Source organism: Pseudonocardia halophobica, from assembly GCF_027922425.1.
Taxonomy (GTDB): Bacteria; Actinomycetota; Actinomycetes; order Mycobacteriales; family Pseudonocardiaceae; genus Pseudonocardia; species Pseudonocardia halophobica.
This window is the reverse complement of record NZ_BSFQ01000285.1, coordinates 1-534: the sequence shown is the minus strand read 5'-3', so window position 1 is coordinate 534 and position 534 is coordinate 1. Positions and strand designations below refer to the sequence as shown.

Annotated in this window: 2 protein-coding genes; both read right to left on the bottom strand. The window is 70.0% G+C overall.

The genetic code is table 11. The annotated features are described in order from the left end of the window. Positions 1 to 306 (bottom strand): ribose-phosphate pyrophosphokinase-like domain-containing protein (locus PKE99_RS38645; RefSeq protein ID WP_271215183.1); only part of this gene is annotated, 306 nt, incomplete at its 3' end. Positions 307 to 342: 36 nt separating this feature from the next. Continuing rightward, a partial coding sequence (locus PKE99_RS38640) for a PfkB family carbohydrate kinase (protein ID WP_271215182.1) occupies positions 343 to 534 on the bottom strand: 192 nt, incomplete at its 5' end.

Genomic DNA, 534 nt, shown 5'->3' with positions numbered 1-534 from the left:
CGCGATCACCCGATGAGCGCTCGCCCCGACCGCCGCGTCCACCATGACCAACAGCTCCAACAACGCGTCGTTGGCGTTGACCCCGGTCTCGGGATTACCACACATCGGCTGGACGAGGAACACGTCCGCACCCCGGATCGACTCGTCGAACCGGCAGTAGACCTCGTCGTTGGAGAAGGTCCTGAGCGTGATCGGGCCGAGATCGACACCGAGCTGGCGGGCGATCTCCTCGGCCAGCACAGGGTTCGCCCGGCCGGAGAACAGCATCAGCCGCTTGTCGTAGCCCCGCTGCAGAGACACCGTCATAAGTCCACCCTTCATCCGGATTGCGCGGCAACCTGCTCAGCGGCGCGCGGTCGTGCCCTGTCCCGTTGCCTCGTCGATCGCCGCGGCACGTGGCATGCCGGCCCGTGCCCCGACCGTGCCGACCGACAACGAGGCCGCCACGACACCGCGGGCGACGGCCTCGGACACCGAGGCGCCGGCGGCCAGCCCGGCCGCGAGCACCCCGTTGAACGTGTCGCCCGCGCCCGG